Genomic DNA, 21,659 nt, shown 5'->3' with positions numbered 1-21,659 from the left:
TCGTCGAGCGATGGCGACCGTTCACCTCCAGGCCAACCACGCCGCCTTCACCGACGGTGTGCGGGAGCTGGAGGTGAGCGGAGTCACCATCGGCGCCGTCATCGACGAGCTCGCCGACCGGTTCGCGGGGCTCGGCCCGCTCCTGCGCGATGGTTCATCCGTCGCGATCAACGGCGAGCTCCAACCCAAGGGCACGATCTACGCCCGCGTCGCCCCCACCGACGACGTCCACTTCCTCGCCCCCATCGCCGGCGGCTGACCCCCCTGCCCCCGGCTTTTCTGACGGCGCAGTCGCGCAATACGCGATTCACGCGTCAGAGATCGGGGGAGGGGAGGGTGGCCCGCTACGATCCGAGGCACCGGGATGGTCCCGGTGCCTGACAGGGGAGATCCATGGCTCGTTTCCACGAGTTCGAAATGGCGTCGCTCGAGGGTGATCCGGTGTCGTTCGGCGAGTTCGCCGACAGCGCCGTGCTCATCGTCAACGTCGCCTCCGCTTGAGGCCTCACGCCTCAGTACGCAGGTCTGCGTACGCTTCATCATGATGACAACGGGGTCCAGGTCCTGGGCTTCCCTTGCAACCAGTTCGGCGCCCAGGAACCGGGTTCGGCCGAGGAGATCCGCACCTTCGTGACGGACAACTACGACATCGACTTCCCGATGTTCGCCAAGATCGAGGTCAACGGCGACGGCGCCTGCGAGCTCTACGACTGGTTGAAGTCGGAGCAGCCCGGTGAGGGCGAGACCTCCGACATCACCTGGAACTTCGAGAAGTTCCTCGTGAACTCGGCCGGCGACGTGGTCGCACGGTTCTCACCGATGGTGACCCCCGAGGAAGTCGCCGAACAGCTCCCGACGCTGCTCGGCTGAGTCGGACACCGCCGATCGCCGGCCGCAGGCGATGCTCCTCGTGGGCGTCCCTGCGGCCGGTTGCGCGTCCGGTCACCGGACGTGACGGGTTCCGGCTCGCCTGGTGGTCTATGTTGCCGCCTCGGGACGGTACCGACGAGGAGCTTCTGTATGCAGTTGAGACGACGATGGACGGCGGCCGCACTCGCAGCTGCGTTGGTGGCACCGCTGCTGACGGTCGGCTCGGCCGGTGCCGCAGCGGGCCCCGGCCCGGTCGGGGCCGACACGGAGGTACCCATCGCCGAGACCTTCACCGTGGCCGAGGGTGACGGGGTCGGGACCGCTCACGGCTGGCCCCACATCTCCTCCGACCCGGTCACCGGTCGTTCGCTGATCGTCTACAACACTGCGGTCGACGATGGCGATCTCGTCGATTCGATCCACGCGCGGGTCATCGACGAAACCGGTGTCATCGGTGCCGACATCTTCGTCAATCCCGATCTTCCCTCGGCCGGATTCGACGAGTTCGAACCGCCGTTCGCGTCGTGGAATTCCACGAACTCGGAGTGGCTCGTCACCTGGACCGACGACGCAATCGTCTACGGCCAGCGAGTCGATTCCGACGGCACGCTGATCGGTGACAACTTCGTCATCGCCGCCAGCAAGTCGGGCGTCACGACCGACGCCGACAATGACTTCTCCGACATCGAGCACGTGCAGACCGAGTGGAGCCCGGAGCAGGGCGTCTATCTGGTGAGCTGGAAGGCCCGCGGTGTGGACGGTGGCGTGAGCTTCATCCAGACCATCCTCGCGACGGTCATCGACGAGTCCGGCGCGTGGGTGCTCGACGGCGACGCCGTCGACATCTCCGAGGAGGAGGCCGACGACGGTGTCGCCGTCGCCTACTCGTCCACCTCCGACGTCTGGGCCGTGTCGTGGCAGCGCGACGCGGACGGCAACCACGCCTCGGCCCGGATCGTGTCGGTCTCGTCGGCCGGTGGTGGCCTCTTCGACATCGACTTCGACACCGCGCCCCTCGACATCTCCACCGTGGGCACCGGCACCGACGGTGTGCCCGAGCTGGCCTGGGACTCGACCCGTGATCGCTTCATGATCATCTACCGCTCCGACCAGGGCGACGGCGACCAGCACTTCTTCAACTTCATCGAACCGGATGGTTCCTTCGATGAGGCCGATGCCGAGCAACTCGGTGATTTCGACGGCAGCAAGCCCTTCCGGGCCCGGGTGGCCTACTCGCCGCTCGACGACGAGTACGCCGTGGTCTCCCACGTCGGGCCGGGTGGCGACAACGCCGGCGAGTTGTTCACCTGGACGGTGAGCGGTGACGGTGCCGCCTCCGAGTCGACGTCGGTCATCGACGCGGTCGGCGACAAGCGGGCCCGAGCCGCCGTCAGCTACGGCGGCGGCTGCTTCCGCTACACCTGGTGGGACCTGGGCGAGTTCTGGGGCGAGGGCGACAGCCTCCCCGACTCGGTCTTCGCCTTGGTCGAGTGCGAAGGCTGCGTGAGCTTCGAGCGGGGGAGCGACGTCTTCGACGACGTCCCGCTCAACGCCTTCTACGACATCCCCGTCGGCTGGCTCTCGTACCGCGAGTTGACGACGGGTACCGGCCCGGGTGAGTTCTCTCCCCTCGACGGGGTGACCCGCGGCCAGTTGGCCACGTTCGTGTGGCGGCTCGAAGGTCAACCGTCCGGACCCCTCGGTTCGGCGACGTTCGGGGATGTCGCGGTCGGGAAGTTCTACGATCAGGCGGTCGGGTGGATGTTCGCCGAAGGGCTGACCACCGGCACGAGCCCGACCACGTTCGATCCGGAGCGGGTACTCACCCGAGGCGAGCTGGCCACGTTCCTCTGGCGTCTTGCCGGTGAACCCGACGCGGCGCTCGGTTCGGCGACGTTCGGAGATGTCGCGGTCGGGAAGTTCTACGATCAGGCGGTCGGGTGGATGTTCGCCGAAGGGATCACGACCGGTACGAGCCCGACCACCTTCGATCCGGAGCGGGCCCTGAACCGTGGTGAGATGGCCACCTTCCTGTTCCGCTACGTCGGTGACACCGACTGCATCACGGTCTACGGCCAGTAGTCCACGAATGAGCTATCCCTCCGGAGCAACCACGTTCCGGAGGGGTAGCCCGTTCACGTAGCGCTCGAGGTTGTCGAGGAAGAGCGCATCGAGGCGTTCGTTGCTGCGGGGGCCTTCGCCCGATTGATGGGCGGTGATCACCAGGTTGGGCAGCGCCCAGAGGGGCGAGTCGGCCGGCAGTGGTTCGGTGCGGGTGACATCGATCGTCGCGCCGCGGATCGAGTCGGTGGTCAGCGCGTCGGCGAGCGCGTCCTCGTCCACGACCTCGCCGCGGGACACGTTGATCAGCACGGCGCCCGGTCGCATCGCGGCGAACTCGGCCGGGCCGATGAGGTCGCGGGTGTCGTCGGTGAGGGGGGTGCAAAGTGCGACATAGTCGGCCTCGGCGAGCACGTCGTGGAGACGGTCAGGGGTGTACATCTGGTCGACGTCGGGCGCCGGGCCGGGCGTGCGCCGCGTGGCGATGACGCGCATCCCGAGCGCCTTGGCGATGCGGGCCGTCGGTCGTCCGATCCCGCCGAAGCCGATGATCGCGAGGGTCCGAGCGGTCACGTCGTCGGGTTGGACGCTGGTCCACTCGCGGGCCCGCGAGCGGTCGATCTGTCCGGCCAGACCCTGCGACCACGCCAGCACCCATGCGTGGATGTACTGCGCCATCGGTTCGACCCAGATGTCGGCGGCCCGAGTGAAGGCGACACCCCGGTCGAGCAGGTCCGTCCAGATCGGGTGGTCGTAGCCGGCGTTGGAGCCCTGCACCCAGCGCAGTTCGGGATCGTTCCACGACGCCAGGAACGTCCGCGCTCGGCGGTCGCCGTGCGCGCCGTGCCCCCAGTAGACGACCTCCACGCCGGTCGCGTCGCCGGTGACGGACGCGTCGTCCTCGATGATGACGAACCGGGCATCGGGAGCGATGTCGAGGATGCGTTCACCGATCCGATCGACGGCCGACCGGAGCAGCAGGATCTTCATGGCCGGACCCTAGACCGATGGGTCGATGAAACTGAATGGACGACCACGGCCGTACCGTGTGAGGGTCGTCGCACCGGGGGGAGGGATCGACGCTGACTGCAACTTCACGGGACCACGCGCCGGACCAGCTGAAGGCCGGTGGCGGCGCCTTCGACTCGACCGGTCGAGCCGGGTGGCTGCTCATCTGGCAGACGGCCAGAGACGAGAAGTGGGGCGTGCTGTTCGGCATGCTCGCGTCGGTGTTGTGGACGGCGGGTCGAGTCACCGTGCCGCTGATGGTGCAACTCGGTCTCGATCGAGGCGTGCGTCAGAACGGTCCGCTGCTCCAGTGGGTGCTGCTCATCCTCACGGCCGGTTTCGTGTCGGCCGTCTTCCTCGGCGTGCGGCGCTATCTCGCGTTCCGCAACGCCCGCCTCATCGAGGCGAAGCTGCGCGACCGCTTCTTCGCCCACGTGCAGCGCCTCCACTTCTCGTTCCACGACGCCAACGCCACCGGCGAGCTCATGAGCCGGGGCAACACCGACCTCCAGCACTTCCAGAACGTGGTGGTGCTCGTCCCGCTGACCTTCGGCAACTTCCTCATCGTCTGTTCGGTGACGGTGATCATGTTGATCATCCAGCCCGTGTTGGCGGTGCTCGCGCTGGTCTCGCTCCCGCTGGTCAACGTGCTCGGGCGACGGTTCGCACAACGGCTGCACCCGGCGGTGCTCGCCGTGCAACAGGAGGCCGCGCAGCTCGCCGCGGTGGTGGAGGAGACCGTGTCGGGCGTGCGGGTCGTGAAGGGCTTCGGCTCCGAACCGGTGCAGGCCGCGAAGCTCCGCGATGAGGCCGACGACGTGTTCGACGAGTCGATGCGCTCGTCGGTGATCCGGGCGCGCTACATGCCGGCCATCGAGATCCTGCCGAACATCGGTCTCATCACGGTCCTCGGCTACGGCGGTCACCTCGTGCTCAACGGCGACATGACCGTCGGTCAGCTCGTCAGCTTCAACATCTACGTGATGATGCTCGTCCAACCGTTGCGGATGCTCGGCATGATCGTGGCCAACGCCCAGCGGGCCGCCTCTGCCGGTGAGCGGATCAGCGAGGTGCTCGAGACCGCGCCGCGGATCGTCGATCGCGAGCATCCGATCCCGTTGCCGACGGACGGTGCGCTCGGCCGGGTCGAGTTCCGCGAGGTGGCGTTCGACTATCGGTCGGGCACCGGCGCCGGGGTGCTCGACGGCCTCTCGCTCACGATCGAGCCGGGTGAGTCCGTGGCCCTCGTGGGTGCGACCGGATCCGGCAAGAGCACGGTCGCTCGTCTCCTGCCCCGTTTCTACGACGTCGACCGGGGTGCCGTGCTCCTCGACGGGGTCGACGTGCGCGACGTCCGCCGCCGGGAGTTGCGTCGGTCGGTGGGGCTCGTCTTCGAGGAGACGTTCCTGTTCTCGTCGTCGATTCGCGACAATGTGGCGTTCGCCGATCCCGAAGCGCCGTTCGAGCTCGTCGAACGGGCGGCGCGGCTGGCCGGGGCCGACGAGTTCATCCGCGACCTGCCCGACGGCTACGAGACCGAGATCGGCGAACGGGGGTTCTCGTTGTCGGGCGGCCAGCGACAGCGCATCGCCATCGCCCGGGCGATCCTGGCCGACCCCAGGGTGCTGATCCTCGACGACGCGACCTCGGCGGTCGATCCGACCAAGGAGCACGAGATCCGTGACGCGCTGGGCGAAGTGATGGACCGCCGCACGACCCTCGTCATCGCCCACCGGCCGGCGACCATCGCCCTCGCCGACCGAGTCGTGCTGCTCGACGGCGGTCGTGTCGCAGCCGAGGGAACTCACGCCGAACTCCTCGAGACCAACGCCCGCTACCGGGAAGTGCTCGCGGTGGATCGTGACGCTCCCGAGGGGGCCCGCTGATGGGCTGGGCATGGGGTCACGCCACCGATCCGGAAGATCAACTCGACATCGAAGCGACCCGCAAGGTGCTGCGCCGGACCGCACGGATGCTGACGCCCTACCGGCGCGGCGCCGCTGGCGCGGTGGGCCTGATCGTCGTGTGGACGGCGATGCTGTTGGCCGGTCCGCTGCTGGTGCGGCGGGGCATCGACGAAGGCATCGCGAAGGACGACGTCGGGCAGCTCAACCTGGCGATCGCGCTGTATGTCGTCGTCGCGGTCGTCAGCTATGCCTGCTACCGGGGCGCCATCGTGTTGCTGGCCCGGGTCGGGGAACACTTCCTGCGCGACATGCGGGTCCGGGTCTTCGACTCCCTCCTGCGGCAATCGATGTCGTTCTTCGACCGCGAGAAGGCCGGCGTGTTGGTGTCGCGGATGACCTCCGACGTCGACTCGCTCCAGGAGCTCGTGCAGTTCGGGCTGATCATGTTCACCAGCGCTGCGCTGTTGCTGGTCGGTTCGTTCGTCATCCTCCTGATCCTGTCGTGGCAGCTGATGCTGCTGTGCGCGATCGCCGTGCCGTTCGTGGTCGTGGCGAGCATCAAGTTCCAGCGCGACTCCAATGCGGCGTATCTCACCGTTCGCGAAGAGATCGGCGACACCCTCTCGAGCCTTCAGGAGGGCATCAGCGGTGTGCGGGTCGTGCAGGCATTCGGACGCGAGGAGATCGAAGCCCGGCGGTTCTCCGACGCGAACTTCTCGCTGTACCGGACCCACATGGCCTCGGTGCGCATCCAGTGTTGGTACCTGCCGATCGTCGAGTTCGCCGGGGCGGCGACGACCGCGGTGGCGCTCGGTGTCGGTGGTTGGATGGTCAGCGAGGGGCGACTGAGCCTCGGCACCGTCGTCGCCTTCATCCTCCTGCTCAGCACGCTCTTCGAGCCGGTGCAGCAGCTGAGTCAGCTCTTCAACATGGTCCAGTCGGCGACCGCGGCGCTGCACAAGCTCTATGGCCTCGTCGACGAACCGGTGGCGATCGACGAACCGGCCGACGGCGTCGACTTCCCGGTCGGCGCGTCGATCGTGCTCGACGACGTGACCTTCGGATACGGCGGCGGCGATCCGGTCCTCTCCGGCATCGACCTCGAGATCGCACCGGGTGAGCGGGTGGCATTCGTCGGTCCGACGGGTGCGGGGAAGTCGACCATGGCCAAGCTGATCGCCCGGTTCTACGACCCCACCGACGGTGTCGTGCGCATCGGCGACGTCGACCTGCGCCGGATCCACCTGCGGTCGTTGCGCAACGAGGTGGTGGTCGTCCCCCAGGAGGGCTACCTGTTCACCGGCACGATCGCCGACAACATCCGGGTCGCCCGTCCCGACGCAACCGACGACGAGGTGCGCGACGCGGCTGCGCGGATCGGCGTGCTCGACAGGTTCGAACAGTTCCCCGACGGGCTCGCGACCGAGGTGCGGGAGCGGGGAAGCCGGCTGTCGGCCGGGGAGAAGCAGCTGGTCTCGTTGGCTCGCGCCGCGCTCGCCGATCCCGCCGTGTTGATCCTCGACGAGGCCACGTCGTCGGTCGACCCGGGGACCGAAGCGACGGTCGAGACAGCGATGGAGACGCTCATGCAGGGCCGGACCGTCATCGCGATCGCACACCGGTTGTCGACCTCGGAGCGCTGCGACCGCGTGGCGGTGGTCGCCGACGGTCGTCTGGTCGAGGTCGGCTCACACGATGAGCTCGTCGCCGCCGGCGGTCGCTATTTCGACCTCTACACGGCCTGGGTGGTTGGATTGGGCCATGACTCCTGACGATCTTGTCGAAATCGAACTCATCAAGCAGCTGAAGTACAAGTATCTGCGGGTCCTCGACCAGCACCAGTTCGACGAGATGCGCACCGTGCTGACCGACGACGTGGTGGCTCGCTACAGCGACGGCAAGTACAGCTTCGACGGCGTCGAGGCGGTCATCGCGTTCCTGAAGGAGTCGATGGGGTCGGAGAAGTTCCTGTCCAGCCACGCGGTGCACCATCCCGAGATCACGCTCAACGGCGACGGGACGGCATCGGGCATCTGGAAGCTCGAGGACAACGTCGTCGTCGGCGACCACGGAATCAACATCTATGGCGCGGCCTTCTACTACGACGACTACGTCAAGACCGACGACGGCTGGCGGATCAAGGCCACCGGCTATCGCCGCATCTACGAGGAGATGTACCCGCGTGATGGCATCACCGGCCTCAACCTCGTCGCCGACTGGTTCACCAACGAGTCCTGACCGGACTCCCAGACGGTCGCGCCCCGGCCCCGCTGACCGAGGTGCTCGATGACCGGTGCCGGGCCCCGTGATCAGGTCAGTCCGCTACAGATCACGACGAGGCTGGACTCGGCCACCGGGCCGGCCCACTCACCCGGGACAGATCGAACCCGTCCCGACCCGGTCGTCGCCGGGGAGTCGGCTGAAGCGGCACAGCAGGGTGGCGAACTGGGCTCTCGTCGCCTGTTCGAAGGGTCGGAACTCGGTGGGCGTGCGGCCGGTCGTGATGCCGGTCGCGGCGGCCCAGGCGGTGGCGGTAGAGAAGAACGAGTCGTCGGGAACATCGGCGAAGGACGAGCCCTCGCCCGGGTCGGGTTCGCCGTGGGCGCGGTGCAGGATGGTCACGACCTGGGCTCGATCGATCGGCGCATCGGGCGCGAAGGTGGTGGGCGTGGTGCCCCTGATGATGCCGACCTCGGCGGCCCAGCGCGCGGCCTGCGTGTAGTACCGGCCCGCTTCGACATCGGTGAAGGGGCTCGACGCGGACGGTGCCGGACTCCCGGCCCACCGCCACAGGAACGTGACGGCCTCGGCGCGAGAGAGCGAACGTTCGGGAACGAACCGACCCTCGCTCACTCCGGTCGTCACGCCCTCGTCGGCCATCCAGGTGATGCCGGGTCCGAACCAGGTCGTCGGGTCGACGTCGCAGAAGCTCCAACCGGCGGGAAACCCGACCGAGAGGGATGCGTCGGGCAGGACACAGAGTTGTTCGATGTGCAGGAGCCGGCGTCCGCCGTCGCGATACGACACGTGTGGCGCAGTCCATGCGTGGAACGCGACCCGGGTGTCGCCGGCCGCGTCGACGAAGACCGACGCACCGCCGGGGCCGTTGATGGTGCCGTCATGGGTGAGGATCGGGGTGGAGCGAGCCCGTGTGCACGGTCCGGCCGGGCTGTCACACGTCGCCCAGCCGGTGGCGTATTCGTGTGACTGGTACCGGTTGCCGCTGTAGAGGAGGTGGAGACGGCCGCCCGCTTCGAACAGCGCCGGACTCTCGACGATGCTGCGTTCCCACGTTGTCGCCTGCGCGGTGAGCAGGACCGACGCCCACGATGGCGCCTCGTCGGGATCGGCCTCGTCGGGTCGGTGGAACGCGAGACCGGACGGGTCGAGGCGTTGTGACCAGATCGCGTCGGCCGCCGGACGCAGGATCCGTTGCGGCGGTTCCTCGCCTTCGTCGCGGAGCTGCGCACGCTCCTCGACCAGCGTCGCTGGGAGTGGGAAGTGCACGTCGTCGTCGGCGAGGACGACGCTCCGGTGGTCCTCCATCTTCCACAGCAGCCAGGGAACGCCGCTGCCGTCGACGAACACCCATGGATCGATGGCTCCGGCGGATCCGTAACCGCAGGTGAGCGGCGCGTCACTCGAGTCCACGAACGGACCGGCGGGGCCCGGCCCTTCGGCCACCGAGATGCAGTAGCGGTTCTGGGTCGAGGTCGTCCGCTCCCGAATGGCGGAGTAGGCGCGCCACTCGCCAGTGGCGAGCTGGTGGACCGAGGGGGCCCAGAGCTCCGCGTCACCGACGACGGGCGCCGCCCAGCGGGGCGGTGAGAACGTGTCGGGCTGGAGGGCCCAGTCGTCGAGGTTGCCGGCGGTCAGGGTGGGAAGGGTGAAGCCGCCCGTGTTGGTGGCGAACGCGATGTAGGTGTGGTTGGCGGCGTCGTAGACGACGTGGGGATCCGGGAAGTCACTCCCGTACCGGGCACCGGAGTCGACCGTGTCGTCGTGCAGCCCACTCGCCGGCGTCGGCACGAGGGCCAACACCAGCCCGACCGAAACGATTCCCCACCGCCGCATCGCCACTCCCGCCTGTCTGCTGCCAGCGCTCCCCTCCGCCCGAGGAGCGCGCTGGTCACGACACTAGGTGTGGTCCGCTCGGATGTGTCCGCGGCCTGCGCCGCGGGTGCGTCGACGTCTACCGACGGGGGCCGCCACGCTCGCCCGGCCAGCGGCTGCCGCCGATCGTGTCGGCATGGGGCCAGAAGGCGTCGGCATCGAGAGGGCCGGCGTTGGTGATGTTGCGAGCCTTGGCCTGATGGGTGACGAGCTGGGCCGACACCACCTCGTTGCACGGGAGGTAGCGGGCGACCGGATCCCACGGGCTGTCGCGCAGGATCATCTCGCCTTCGAGGTTCTCGACGTGCTTTTGCTCGAACGTCGTCGCCACGTCGACCACGACAGGGGCGAAGTCGTACTGCTTCTCGAGGTTGCCGATGGCACGGGAGTACTTGGTCCACCACTCGTGTTCGGTGAAGTCCCCCTCGACCACGTCGCCGGGGCCGCTGACGTCGCCGGAGTACTCGAAGAAGGTGTAGCCCTGATGCGTCGCCCGCGCGCCGACGTGGTCGCCCAGGCGGAAGTAGTCGATGTCGCACAGGAACTTGGGTTGCCCGTTGATCTCGCCGCTGTTGTGCACGGCGGCCTCCTGGTCGATGCCCATGCCGAGGTTGTACTGGCCGGCGACGCCGTTCCATTCGGCCGACACCTTGATGCTGCAGCCGTACTCGGGCTCGTTGAGGATCGGGATGCAGTAGACGCCGACCTGCACGATGTTGTCGATCGGCGAGAGGCCGGGTGGGAGCAGCGGCGCGATGTTGGATTCGTCGGTGGTGTACTTCACGACGAGCTTCGGCCAACCGGCGATCTCACCGGGGTTGGACTTCAGGGCTGCGGCAGTATCGGACATCAGAGCCTCCTCATACAGCGACGATGTTCCCACGTCATGGCGACATCATGCGAAACGTCGTGGTTCGTGGCGGCGGTGCGCTACCCCACGTAGCGGTCGACGACGGCCTGCACCGCGGTGTCGAAGAGTGCCTCGAGGTCGGGCGGACCGCACAGCGCCGTGATGGTGCTCGGATCGAGGCCGGCATCGGTCGCCGCCCAGAGGGCGGGGGCGCGGCGGTCCTCGGCGATGGCGGATTGGTCGCGCAGGGCGAGCACCAGGAAACCGCCGACGGTCGACAGGATCGCCCGCATCGCCTCGGCTGCGGTGGCGCCGGTGAGTCCGGCGGCTTCGAGCTCGCGGACGAGGGCGACTTCGAGGGGGTGTTCGAGCAGCGAGGTGGTGCCCGTCTGGTGGGCGAGCGAGGTGATGGCCCGGTGTTCGAGGGCGCTGTCCCACACATGGCGGGCCGCGCCCATCACCCGTTCGCGCGGGGTCGAGCCGGTCACCGGCCGCGCCGCCTGTCGTTCGGACTGGTGGCGGATCAGTTCGGTGATGAGCTCGTCGCGGCTGCCGACGTGCCAGTAGACGGTGGTCGTGGTGACGTCGAGCTCCGCGGCGAGCCGGCGCATCGTCAGCGCGGCAGGACCCTCGTTCTCGACGAGGGTGAGCGCGGCGGCGACCATGTCGTCTCGGTCGAGACCGGCGCGGCGGCCGGTGGTTGCGGGCTTGCTCACGACAGCCGACTATGACAGTGTTCTAGTCCAGTCGCAAGCGAACAACCGCACGAGAACCACACGAGAACGAGGACCAGACCATGCCGAATCCGCTCGATGGCATCGATCAGAGCAACAACCCGTACATCATCGTGTCGTCCGACACGCACGCGGGTCTCTTCGTCGAGGATTATCGCGAGTACCTCGACTCGTCGGTCCACGCCGAGTTCGACGAATGGCTGGCCACGCGTCACGAACACCGCGCCATGGTCGAGGAGATGAACGGCGAATACGTCGAGCAGTGGGAGCGCGAGAACGAGATCGGCCTGAAGGGCGCCTACGACCCGGCGATTCGCGACAAGACCCTCGACGCCGACGGGGTGGCCGGCGAGATCATCTTCGCCGACGGCGATGCCGTCACCGGGATGGAGTCGCCACCGTTCGGTGCCGGGCTCTCCGCCGGTGCCATCACCGACCCGAAGCTGGCCTGGGCCGGGGCCCGGGCCCACAACCGCTGGCTCGAGGAGTTCTGCGCGACCAACCCGCCCCGCCGGGCCGGCGTCGCCCTCGTGCCGATCACCCATGGCGTCGACGAGGCGGTCAAGGAGATCGAAGCCCTCGCCGGCAAGCCCGGCATCAAGGGGATCATGATCCCGACCATGTGGCACGACAAGCCGTCGTACGGCCACGAGAGCTACGACCCCGTCTGGGCCGCCTGCGCCGAGGCCGGCCTCGTCGTCCACACCCACTCGGGCGAGGCCGACACCGAGGCCTACAACGAGAACATGGCCCAGTACATGCTCGAGGTCGCGTTCTGGACCCACCGTCCGCTGTGGCAGCTCCTGCTCTCGGGCAAGTTCGACAAGTTCCCGAACCTCAAGTACGTGCCGGTCGAGTGCGGGTCGTGGTGGCTGGGTGATCTGCTGTTCAAGACCGACTCCGTGTTCGGCGGCAAGAACTGGAAGGTCAAGAAGATGGCCTCGCGCACCAAGAACCTGATCCAGAAGCTGCCGTCGGAATACATCGGCACCAACGTGTTCATCGGGGCGTCGACCATGAGCAAGGTCGAGCTCCGACGCCGCTATGTCAACGGGGTCGACGCCCTCATGTGGGGCACCGACTATCCGCATCCCGAGGGTTCGTGGCCCAACACGGTCGAGCGGCTCGAGACCGACTTCCAGCAGATCCCGGTCGAGGAGACGCGACTGCTGCTGGGCCTCAACGCGGTGCGCTGCTACGACCTCGACGTCGACGGCCTCACCAAGATCGCCGCCGACATCGGCCCGACCCCCGAGCAGCTCAACCAGGACATCTCGCTGCGTACCCCCGAGAACGCCATCCGCGAAGCCCGGTTCTGGTTCGACGACTACAACATCGACTGGCCCGAGTAACCCGTCACAGCGGTGTCAGACACCCGCTACAGGTCGGCGAGACCGATCCGCGTCGGCCTCCAACTGGTCGGTGCCCAGGTGCTCGACCCGGTGAGGTGGGCGCGCGCGGCGGAGGCGGCCGGGTTCGACATCGTCATGGTGGCCGACCACATCGGTCCGGATCGCCACGCGCCGATGCTCAACCTGACGGCCATGGCGACCGCGACCGAGCGGATCCGCATCGGCACCTATGTGCTCAACAACGACATGCGCCATCCCGTGCAGCTGGCGTGGGAGGCGGCAACACTCGATCGGATTTCGGGTGGCCGGTTCGAGCTCGGTCTCGGAGCCGGACACTCGGGGCACGAGTACGCCGAGGTCGGCATCCCCTTCGATCCGCCGGCGGCGCGCAAGGCTCGCCTGCGCGAGGCGGTCGAGATCATCCGGCCCCTGCTCGACGGTGAGACGGTCGACTTCGCGGGCGAGCACTATCGGGTCGAAGGCGCCGCGGTGACCCGTGCCCTGCAGGAGCGGATGCCGATCCTGGTGGGAAGTCAGGGCGCGGCGATGCTGCGCCACATCGGAGCCCATGCCGACGGCGTCGGGCTGATCGGGCTCGGGAGGACGTTGCCGGACGGACACCGTCACACGGTGAGCTGGGCGTTGGATCGGCTCGACCAGCAGGTTGCCCAGGTGCGCGAGGGTGCCGCGGTTCACGACCGGGCCATCGACTTCAGTGCGCTCGTGCAGGTGTGTGAGGTCACCGACGATCGCGAGGCCGCGCTGGCCGAGACGATCGACGAGGAAGGTGGCATCACCGAGGAGATCGCGGCCGTCACTCCCTACATGGCGATCGGCTCGGTCGAGGAGATCGCTGCGCACTTCCGCGCCGGCCACGACCGCTGGGGCATCACCACCTTTGTGGTCCGCTGCCCGACGCCCGAGAAGATCGCCGCCTTCGCCCCGGTTCTCTCGTCGCTCCCCTGACCCGCCACACCGGTGTCAGACACCCGCTACAGCGGTTACCCCCGAGCTGGCCGCCGGGGGGGCGTTCTGAACGCTGTTCGTTCGAGGTCACGCAGTGCCCAGCGAGGTTCCCGGGTGTGTGGCGGGGCACTGTGCTACCGTCCTCCTGTGATTCGCCGCTTCCCCCGCCGCCCGGTCGCGATGCTGAGCCTCGCAGCCCTGCTCGCCACCAGCCTCACCGTCGTGGAGCTCGTCGCTTCGCCCGAACCCGCAGCGGCTGCCAACGACGCGTCGCTCGACTTCACCAAGTCCGGGCCGGCCACGATCCTCTACGGCGAGGACGTCACCTACACGCTGACCGCGACCAACAACGGAACCGGGGCCGATGGCTACAACCTCACGTTCCGCGAGGTGCTCCCGCCCGGCGCGACGTTCGTGTCATCGAGCGCGGGCAATCCCACGGTGTTCGCCGATTCCCCCGCCGCCGGTCAGACCACCTTGCTGTTCGAGAACGTGGCCGACCTCCAATCCGGAGTGTCGCGGTCCATCACGGTCACGGTCGATCTGACCGAGGCGTCGTTCGCAGTGGGATCGTCGGTCACGAACTCCGGTGGCGCCTACATGTCCGGCGACGTTCGCCAGATCCCCGACTTCGATGCCACGGGTGCCCATGTCGACAACGGCGACACCTCGGCGTTCGACACCGCCACGGTGGTCACCCGGATCGAGGCGATCGACATCGAGAAGTTCGAGCCGAATGCCGAGTCCGAGCTCCTCCGTGGTGTCCACACGGAGTGGACGACCTACAGCCTGACGGTCGACAACAACCTGGTCGATCCGACGGATTCGATCATCGTGGAGGACTACCTGCCCGCCGGGCTCGAGTTCCTCGGCTGCGGCGCCGTCGACAACACCGACACCGTGCCCGCGACCAACGTGTCGGCCACCGGCACCGAGGAGTATGCGGGTGCCGGTGCGCTCGGCGTCGGGGTCGCCCCCGTCGACCCGACGAGCAACGGTGTCGCCGCCACGTGTGAGACCCCGACCACCGTCGAGACGGTCACCCTGGCAGCCGACGAGGAGTTCCCGGGCCAGGCCGCCGGCGTCTACACGCACGTCGTGTGGGACCTCACGGCGACCGTCGGCACGATGGCACCCGGCGAACGGTTCGAGCTCATGTACGCGGCCGGTATCCCGCTGCGGGAGAACACCGCGACGTTCGCGCCCGGCCATCTCGACATCGGCGACGACACCGCCGATCTCGACAACAACTCCGGACCACTGACGACCGACGAGCAGTCGCTGCGCAACTGGTCGCGGGCGACGGGCAACTACAACCCGGGGGTCGACGACCTGACCTCGACTGCCGAGGACTCCTGGGTGGTCACCGCGGAAGACCTCTCGATCCACAAGTCGGTCGACGACGGCGTGTTCACGCAGACCGAGTTGCCCGGATGGAGCCTTCTCGTCGAGACCGGTGAGTACCGCGACGCCACCGGCATCGTCGTGACCGACACGCTGCCCGACGGCCAGTGTCCGATCCTGTCGGCCGGCAATCCCGAGACCATCGCACCGGTCGGCACCGAGTGTCTGCAGACCGGCGGTCTCCCGGCACCGCTCGTCGACGGTGGCGTCGACGATCCCGACACGGTCACCGAGGACACCGACGGGTCCTGGACGCTCGTGTGGTCGACGGTTCCCGACCTCGGCACCAACGACGACTTCGAGATCACCTTCACCTCGCGAGTGCGGGTCGACTACCAGGAGGCGTTCGACGACGACACACCGGTCGTCGGCGCCGACGCGTTCACCAACGAGGTCGACGTCACTGCGACAACCAGTCCGATCACGGACGGCGCCGTCGACCTCGACCGGGTCACCGAGACCACGCCGGACGCGTCGTCGGCCGGCCAGGCATCGAGCGTCGTCAACATCGACAAGAGCGTGTCACAGCCGACCGCGCCCGGGGTCACGCTGGACTGTGATGCCGCCACCTTCACCAGCGAAGCGCCGCCCACGCCCGATGAGGCGAATTGGGCCTACCGGCCCGGCGATCGCGTGTGTTACCGGATCGTCGTCGACTTCATCGGCGACCTGCACTTCCGCAATCCGGTGGTGTCCGACTTCATCCCGCCGGATTCGGTCTTCGAGGCGTTCTGGGGCGATGACACCAACACGGGTCAGGTCTTCACGGTGAACGACGCTGTGATCGACGAGGCCTACGACTTCGTGGCCGGCCCCGGCACCGCGCCGAGCGGTGCGACCGACGAGGCGTTGAGCTGGGCGCTCGGCAGCACGATCCCCGGCGGTGGCACCGACCTCTACGTCGACAACACCGCCGATCGGTTCGAGGTGATCTTCTCGGTCCGGCTGTCCGACGATCCCCGCGACGTCACCGGTGTCGACATCATCGACAACCTTGCGAAGCTGACCCTCCAGAACAACGACAACAGCGGTGGGGTGACGTTCTCGAGTCGCGACCAGGCCGGCTATCCGCACGTGGAACCCCACATCGTGCTCGACAAGCGCAACGCCCCGACCGGGCAGCCGACCGACGACGGCGCGGAGAGCGGGGTGCAGCTCGACGTGTTCGACTACGAGGTCGACATCACGAACGACTTCGAGGCGGGCGCCAACCCGACGGAGGACCTCTACGCGTCGGCCTTCGACATCCGCACGTGGGACATCCTCCCGGCCGGCATCGTCTGTGCCGACGTCACAACCGCCGCCACCCTCACGACCGGTGAGGTCGTCACCTGCCTCGACCCGGGCGACGGGAGCTACCCGCTCGGGGGCCAGGCCACCGACGGGCGCAGTGTCCTCACGATGACGATCGCCGACCTCGCGCCGCAGGAGACGAGCACCCTGTCGTACTCGATCACCGTGCCGGCGACGATCGCGGCCGGGCAGGACCTGGTGAACGACGCCGGCGTGCGTGACTACACGGGCAGCGACGGCAACGCCGGAACGACACCGACCTATGTCCCGACCGACAACATCGACGAGGACAACCAGGCCGCGGAGAACGCGACCAGTGCACGCGACCAGACCACCGTCGTGATCCCCGACGTCACCGTCGTCAAGGTCCAGACCTCGAGCGACACCGACGCCGGTGGCACCAACAGCTCCAACACGCCGGCGTCCGCAGTGACGCAGAGCGCCACCATCGGCGAACTCATCACCTACACCTTCGACGTCACCATTCCCGAAGGTGTGGACTTGTACGACGCAGTGATCACTGATGATCTCGACACCGAGATCGACTTCGTGAGCTTCGACGCCGGTGGGCTGAGTCTCGACGACGGCGCCACCACCATCCCGCTGACCATCACGTCGGCGACCGCCGGCTACTTCGACGTCGACGGCTCCGTCAGCCAGAACGCGGGCGACCTCGTGGTGGCAGTAGCCGCCGACGACGTCACCGTCACCTTCCCGGCCGCGTGGAGCAACGCCGTGGGCAGCCTCGATGACCTGGTCTCGCTGACCTTCACGGTGGACGTCAACGACGCACCCGGCGTCGATGCGGGCGACACGATCCGCAACACGGTCGACGCCGACTGGAACACGGCATCGGGCGACCCGGTCCCGACGGCCTCCTCGCCCCGGATCACGACCAACGTTCTCGAACCGAACCCGCAGATCGCCAAGTCCGACGACGGCACCGACACTGATGCCCCCGCCGACGGCCTCAGCAATGTCGCACCGGGCGACACGGTCACCTACACGCTGGAGATCAGCAATCCCGATGCCGGTGCCGGACGCAACTCAGCGGCCTACGACCTGGTCGTTACCGACGTGCTTCCCGATGGCGTGTCGTTCGCACCCGGCGTTCCCGCCGACAACCCCGACGGCGGAGTGTTCGCTGCCGGCGTGCCGGCCAGCGCCGAGGGGACCATCACCTGGACCCAGGTGGAAGTGCCGGCTCTCGCTGCGCTCGAGGTCGGCGACTCGCTGACGATCAGCTACACGGTGACGATCGACAGTCCGGCGGTGGCGAGCACCCAGCTCACCAACACGAGCACGGTCACAGCCGAGAGCCGGGCCGACGACGGCCCTGCCGCGAACGAACGCACGACCTACTCCGACTCCGACACCGACACCGTCGAGCTCCCGCTCGCCGCGCTGGCCAAGGACGTCGCTCCGTTCGACAGCGACCCGTTCGACCTGACCGACACCGACACGACCACCTACGCCGTCGGCGAGGCGGTCGACTTCGAGATCACCGTGGCTGTCCCGCCCGACAACCGGGCCTTCGACATGACCGCGTTCGACACGCTGCCCGCGTTCCTCGAGTTCGACAGCTACGGCACGGCGGTCATCAGCGGGCCCGAGTGCGAGCGGGTCGGCGGTGGTGCACTCGTCGCCGGCGATGTCGTCGCCCTCACCCCCGACGGCCAGACCGCCGGCTGGTATCTCGGCGACGTGTTCGCCAACGGCACCGAATGCCGGATCACGCTGCCGTACTCGACCCATGTCGACCTCGCGGCCACGACTGCGTCGACGGGCGACAACGCAGCCACCGTGGTGTGGCACGAGACCGACGAGATCGCCGTCGACCCCGACGACGTGTCGGATCTCGACGGTGAGGTGTGGGACGAGACGGTCGGCCCCGAAGCGGAGACCATCGACGTCATCGAGCCGCTGCTGGTGATCGACAAGGACGTGCAGGTGCTCGACCCGGGTCCGACGACCTGTGAGGCGGCCCTCGACGCCGATGCGTGCGACACCGAGGTGGGTGCCACCCACCGCTTCACGGTGACCGTCACCAACAACGGCGACGGCGACGCGCACGATCTCACCGTGGTCGACACGTTGCCGGCCGAAGGCGCCGGCGTGCCGTTCAACGTCACCGGGTCACCCGCGCCGGTCTTCGACGGCGCCGGACCCCGCACCCTCACCTGGACGGTGACCGGACCGGTCGCCGCGTCCGGTGGATCCGTGACCTTCACCTACGACGTCGTCATCGGCCCGTCCGCCGATCTCGCCGACGATCAGGACCTGGTCAACACGGCCGATGTCACCAGCTACTGGGGCCTCTCCACGGCCGACCGGGCGGCGGTTCCCGATGGCACCGACGTGCCGGAATACGGCGGCGCCCGCAACCCGGTGACGGCCGACACCAACACGTTGACCGTCGGGTTCCCCGATCTCGTGATCCAGAAGACCCCGGCCGCCGGCATGGATGCGACCGACGCGCGGGTGGGCGAGGACTTCCGCTGGCGCCTCGAGGTCTTCAACGACGGCCCGGTGTCGGCCTTCGACATCGACGTCGACGACGTGCTCCCCACCGGCTGGCTGTATCAGGCCGGTTCCGCGCAGATCGACACCGGTGGCGGGCTCGGCGCGCTGGCCGATCCCACCGGCGGTCCCGTCGGTCCCCTGCTGTGGACCGACGTCGTCGCCCAGCTCGATGCGGGTGACTCGTTCGTGATCGAGTTCGACGTCCAGCCGCAGGCATCGCTGCTGACGCTGGGAACGACCGGCACCTTCGACCATGTCAACGACTCCGGTGTTGCCGGCGACGACGCGACCGGCGAGTCGGCCAACGAGACCGGGGGGTACGGAGACGACAACGGCGCGCCCGACGGCGTCCACGGTTCCGACGACGCAACGGCACGGATTCGCCGGATCGATCTGACCATCGACAAGTCGATCGTCGAATCGGCGCCCTACTTCTTCGGCGATTTCGTGACCTACCGGGTCACGGTCACCAACGACGACAGCGGTGTCGCGGTCGACACCGCGACCGATGTCGTCGTGACCGACGTGCTCCCCGCGGGGGTCGTGTTCGACTCGGCCATCTCGGCCAACGGCGCCTATGACGACACCACCGACGCATGGACGCTCGCGTCGCCGCTGGCCCCGGGCGCTTCGGCCACGCTCGACATCGTCGTGCGGATCAACGCCTCGACGACGATCCTCAACATCGCCGAGGTCGAGTCGGCGAGCCAGTGGGACATCGATTCCACGCCGGGCAACCACGACGACGGCGTGGGTCCCGACGAGGACGACAACGACTCGGCCAGCCTCACGCCGACCAACGCCGACCTCGGCAACCGCATCTGGTTCGACGTCGACAACGACGGTGTGCAGGACGCCGGGGAACCGGGCATCGCCGGCATCGACGTGACCGTGTCGTGGCTCGACCCGGGCGACGGCTCCACGATCACCCTCACGACCACCACCAACGCCGACGGGGAGTACTCCTTCACCGGTCTTCCCCAGGACATCGCCCTCACGGTCACCGTCGACACGGCCGACCTGCCCGCGGGGCTCTCGCAGACCTTCGAGCTGGTCGACACCCCCGACATCACCGACACGCAGGCCAACAATGCCGAGCCCGGCGTGATGGACGGCATCGTCACCTCGATCACGCTGACGGGAGCGAACCCGAGCTATCTCGACGTCGACTTCGGCTACACCGGCACCGGGAGCATCGGTGACTACGTCTGGCTCGACGACAACGGCGATGGCGTCCAGGACGGCGGAGAGACCCCGCTCGACGGCGTCGACGTGATCGTGCAGTTCGCCGGCTTCGACGGAGTGCTCGGCGACGACCCGGCGACCGTGGGCGTCGACGAGTCGCTCGACGATGTCGAGTACCTCACCACGACGGCCGGCGGCGGCCTCTACGGGGTCGGCAACCTGGCCCCGGGCATCTACACGGTCTCGATCGACCCGACCACGTTGCCGGCCGGTGTGGCCGCCACCCACGACCTCGACGGCGGACGTGACCGCACCACCCAGGTCGTTCTCGGGGCCGGCGAGAACCGCGACGATGTCGACTTCGGTGAACGCCGCGAGGCCGACATCGCCATCGCGAAGACGTCGAGCGGCGTCTTCGCCGTCGGCAGCGATGCCGTCTGGACGCTGACGGTCACCAACAACGGTCCCGCGGTGTCCGAGGGCGTCATCACCGTCACCGACGACATCCCGGCCGGGCTCACCCCGACCGCGATCGCCGCCGACGACTGGTCGTGCGTCGTCGCCGGTCAGTCGATCACCTGTGACCTGACCGCCGGTCCGTTGGCCGTCGGGGCGACGTCGACGCTCGAGGTCACCGTCGCCGTCGGTGCCGAGGCGGCGCCCGGGGTGGTCAACACGGCGGCGGTCGAGGTGACCGGCGGCCTTCCCGACACCGTCCCCGAGAACGACACCGACACCGACGAGGTCGAGATCCCGCTGGCTCTGTTGGGGATCGAGAAGACGCTCGGTGGCGAGCTCGTCACCGGTGAGACCGTCGACTGGACCCTCGAGGTGACCAACTTCGGTCCCTCGCCGACCAACGACACGATCACCGTCACCGATGACCTACCCGCCGGGCTCGCCTACGTGAGTGCGCAGAGCGACGACTTCGACTGCGCCGCCGCCGGTCAGCTGGTGACCTGCACGACCGATGTCGTGCTGGCCGTTGATGCGTCGAGCACCATCGTCCTCACGACGGCGGTGACCGGACCCGAGGGGCAGTCGATCGTCAACGTCGGCATCGTCGAGGGTGGCAACACCGTCGGCGGCACCCCGATCCCGAGCGAGGTGATCGATGAGATCACGGCGTCCGACACCGGCATCACGCGACGAAGCGAAACACCGGCCCAGTCGATCCTCGCGATCACCGGCTCCGACGTCCTCCGCTTCGTCGGCTGGGCCCTGATCCTCATCCTGCTCGGCTGCGCCCTCGTGTTCGAGGCCCGCCGCCGCCGGTCCGCCGGCCCCCCGCTCACCACCCCCTGACCCGCCACACCGGTGTCAGACACCCGCTACAGCGGTGTCAGACACCCGCTACAGCGGCGACTAAACCGATCGGTGGGGGAAAGCGTTC

12 protein-coding genes and 1 pseudogene are annotated in these 21,659 nt (G+C 68.2%); 9 read left to right on the top strand and 4 right to left on the bottom strand.

What is annotated here, in order from left to right; all coding sequences use genetic code 11:
• The first annotated feature begins 10 nt into the window (after positions 1-10).
• The 3 genes and pseudogenes from R2707_16865 (at position 11) to R2707_16855 (ending at position 2,952) form a co-directional block, all read left to right on the top strand.
• Complete coding sequence (locus R2707_16865; protein MEZ5246769.1) at positions 11-259, top strand: MoaD/ThiS family protein; 249 nt, start codon at positions 11-13, stop codon at positions 257-259.
• A 254-nt stretch (positions 260-513) separates the two neighbouring features.
• Positions 514-870: pseudogene (locus R2707_16860) on the top strand (glutathione peroxidase).
• Positions 871-1,020: 150 nt separating this feature from the next.
• Complete coding sequence (locus R2707_16855; protein ID MEZ5246768.1) at positions 1,021-2,952, top strand: S-layer homology domain-containing protein; 1,932 nt, start codon at positions 1,021-1,023, stop codon at positions 2,950-2,952.
• Positions 2,953-2,964: 12 nt separating this feature from the next.
• Here the strand turns inward: R2707_16855 and R2707_16850 are convergent, their stop codons facing one another.
• Positions 2,965-3,921, bottom strand: a complete 957-nt coding sequence (locus tag R2707_16850) for a D-2-hydroxyacid dehydrogenase (protein MEZ5246767.1) — start codon at positions 3,919-3,921, stop codon at positions 2,965-2,967.
• A gap of 215 nt (positions 3,922-4,136) precedes the next feature.
• On the opposite strand from R2707_16850, the gene R2707_16845 reads away from it, so the two are divergent.
• From R2707_16845 to R2707_16835, 3 genes are read left to right on the top strand one after another with little or no spacing between them, the layout of a single operon-like run.
• Positions 4,137-5,825: an ABC transporter ATP-binding protein gene (locus tag R2707_16845; GenBank protein MEZ5246766.1), complete on the top strand. Its 1,689-nt coding sequence runs from the start codon at positions 4,137-4,139 to the stop codon at positions 5,823-5,825.
• Positions 5,825-7,618, top strand: coding sequence for an ABC transporter ATP-binding protein (locus R2707_16840; protein MEZ5246765.1), 1,794 nt, complete (start codon positions 5,825-5,827; stop codon positions 7,616-7,618). Before R2707_16845 ends, R2707_16840 begins: the two co-directional genes overlap by 1 nt.
• Complete coding sequence (locus tag R2707_16835; protein ID MEZ5246764.1) at positions 7,608-8,084, top strand: nuclear transport factor 2 family protein; 477 nt, start codon at positions 7,608-7,610, stop codon at positions 8,082-8,084. The genes R2707_16840 and R2707_16835 overlap by 11 nt, the downstream gene beginning before the upstream one ends.
• Positions 8,085-8,213: 129 nt before the next feature.
• Here R2707_16835 and R2707_16830 read toward each other — a convergent pair whose 3' ends face one another.
• The 3 genes from R2707_16830 to R2707_16820 form a co-directional block, all read right to left on the bottom strand.
• Positions 8,214-9,920 (bottom strand): family 43 glycosylhydrolase, encoded by a 1,707-nt coding sequence (locus R2707_16830; GenBank protein ID MEZ5246763.1) that lies wholly within the window; start codon positions 9,918-9,920, stop codon positions 8,214-8,216.
• Between the two features lie 118 nt (positions 9,921-10,038).
• Positions 10,039-10,809, bottom strand: a complete 771-nt coding sequence (locus R2707_16825; GenBank protein ID MEZ5246762.1) for an acetoacetate decarboxylase family protein — start codon at positions 10,807-10,809, stop codon at positions 10,039-10,041.
• Between the two features lie 80 nt (positions 10,810-10,889).
• Positions 10,890-11,525, bottom strand: coding sequence for a TetR/AcrR family transcriptional regulator (locus R2707_16820; protein ID MEZ5246761.1), 636 nt, complete (start codon positions 11,523-11,525; stop codon positions 10,890-10,892).
• Between the two features lie 80 nt (positions 11,526-11,605).
• On the opposite strand from R2707_16820, the gene R2707_16815 reads away from it, so the two are divergent.
• The 3 genes from R2707_16815 (at position 11,606) to R2707_16805 (ending at position 21,571) form a co-directional block, all read left to right on the top strand.
• A complete protein-coding gene (locus R2707_16815) occupies positions 11,606-12,895 on the top strand; it encodes an amidohydrolase family protein (protein MEZ5246760.1) in 1,290 nt (429 codons plus the stop codon).
• Between the two features lie 12 nt (positions 12,896-12,907).
• Positions 12,908-13,861, top strand: a complete 954-nt coding sequence (locus tag R2707_16810; protein ID MEZ5246759.1) for a TIGR03621 family F420-dependent LLM class oxidoreductase — start codon at positions 12,908-12,910, stop codon at positions 13,859-13,861.
• Between the two features lie 147 nt (positions 13,862-14,008).
• The gene (locus R2707_16805) at positions 14,009-21,571 is read left to right on the top strand and encodes an isopeptide-forming domain-containing fimbrial protein (GenBank protein MEZ5246758.1); all 7,563 of its coding nucleotides are present in this window, start codon (positions 14,009-14,011) and stop codon (positions 21,569-21,571) included.
• Positions 21,572-21,659: the final 88 nt, after the last annotated feature.

The organism is Acidimicrobiales bacterium (assembly GCA_041394245.1).
Taxonomy (GTDB): domain Bacteria; phylum Actinomycetota; class Acidimicrobiia; order Acidimicrobiales; family Aldehydirespiratoraceae; genus JAJRXC01.
Note: the sequence above shows the minus strand (reverse complement) of the source record. Positions and strands in the feature narration are given on the sequence as shown.

Coding starts and splice junctions, on each gene's coding strand:
- R2707_16865 (MEZ5246769.1), top strand. CDS start 11: ATGGCGACCGTTCACCTCCAGGCCAACCACGCCGCCTTCACCGACGGT.
- R2707_16850 (MEZ5246767.1), bottom strand. CDS start 3,921: ATGAAGATCCTGCTGCTCCGGTCGGCCGTCGATCGGATCGGTGAACGC.
- R2707_16815 (MEZ5246760.1), top strand. CDS start 11,606: ATGCCGAATCCGCTCGATGGCATCGATCAGAGCAACAACCCGTACATC.
- R2707_16825 (MEZ5246762.1), bottom strand. CDS start 10,809: ATGTCCGATACTGCCGCAGCCCTGAAGTCCAACCCCGGTGAGATCGCC.
- R2707_16840 (MEZ5246765.1), top strand. CDS start 5,825: ATGGGCTGGGCATGGGGTCACGCCACCGATCCGGAAGATCAACTCGAC.
- R2707_16835 (MEZ5246764.1), top strand. CDS start 7,608: ATGACTCCTGACGATCTTGTCGAAATCGAACTCATCAAGCAGCTGAAG.
- R2707_16855 (MEZ5246768.1), top strand. CDS start 1,021: ATGCAGTTGAGACGACGATGGACGGCGGCCGCACTCGCAGCTGCGTTG.
- R2707_16830 (MEZ5246763.1), bottom strand. CDS start 9,920: ATGCGGCGGTGGGGAATCGTTTCGGTCGGGCTGGTGTTGGCCCTCGTG.